Annotated in this window: 2 protein-coding genes; one reads left to right on the forward strand and one right to left on the reverse strand. The window is 62.7% G+C overall.

What is annotated here, in order from left to right:
- Nucleotides 1–634: transporter substrate-binding domain-containing protein (locus tag EOD07_RS35315; protein ID WP_127238432.1), on the forward strand; the 634-nt coding region annotated here is incomplete at its 5' end.
- Nucleotides 635–788: 154 nt separating this feature from the next.
- Here the strand turns inward: EOD07_RS35315 and EOD07_RS35320 are convergent.
- A partial coding sequence (locus EOD07_RS35320; protein WP_164772888.1) for a DMT family transporter occupies nt 789–1,116 on the reverse strand: 328 nt, incomplete at its 5' end.

Raw genomic sequence — 1,116 nt, forward strand, 5'->3', positions numbered from 1 at the left:
GCCAGAGGGCTACGATGCCGACGTAGCCAAGCTGTTGGCCGACGCACTGGGCGTGCAGCTCGAACTGGTTCCCGTCACCGGCCCCAATCGCATCCCCTACCTTCTGACCAACAAGGTCGACGTGTTGATCGCCACGCTCGGCATCACGGCCGCACGCGCGAAGCAGGTTTTGTACTCAAACCCCTACAGCACGCTGACCATCTCGGTGCTGGCTCCCAAGGACCTCGCGATCAAGACGCCGCAAGATTTGAAAACCGTCACCATCAGCGTCTCCCGCGCATCGACGGAGCAGGCCGCGCTTGAAGCGGTTGCCCCGCAAGGAACGCCGATCAAGATCTTCGACGACGACGCCACGTCAATCCAGGCCCTGATCTCGGGGCAGACACAGGCTCTCGGCGCAAGCACGGTCGTCCTCGCCCATCTGGCGAAGTCCTTTCCGCAGCTCAACATCGAGCCGAAGATCCTGCTGAACGAACAGGCGAACGGGATGGCCTTTCGCAAAGCCGACTCCGAACTGCGCGACTTCGCCAACACGTTCATCGAAAAGATCGTCCAAAGCGGCGAACTGTCGAAGATAAACGAGAAGTGGTTCGGCTTCCCTCTGGCGAAGCTGCCGCCGATGCCTGAACTCTAAGGCAATTCCCAAAAGAGCGCGCCGATACCGCCCGGGCCTGCGCAATGCATGGCCCGGGTTTGGAAGCGGCGATCTTTCGGGGGACGGCCGGGCACCATTGTTCTTTCTTGCAAAGTCCCGCCGCCAAGGCGATCGCCCTCGATCTGTAGGCTTCCTACTTGGCGAACTTCTTCGCCCCGAACACGCAGGCCACGACGCCGAGCGTGACGGCCACCATCATCGGACTGACCTTTTCGTGCAGCAGGCTCGCCGCCAGCGCCAGGCCGAAAAAGGGCTGCAGCAGCTGCAGCTGCCCGACCGCGGCGATGCCGCCTTGCGCGAGGCCGCGATACCAGAACACGAAACCGATCAGCATGCTGAACAGCGAGACATAGCCAAGGCCGATCCATGCGCTCGAGCCGATGGCCGCGAAGGATGGCGGTAGCGTCGCGAAGCTCAGCGCCAGCATGACCGGCAGCGACAGCGCCAGCGCCCAGCAGATC

This window comes from Mesorhizobium sp. M2C.T.Ca.TU.002.02.1.1 (assembly GCF_003997225.1).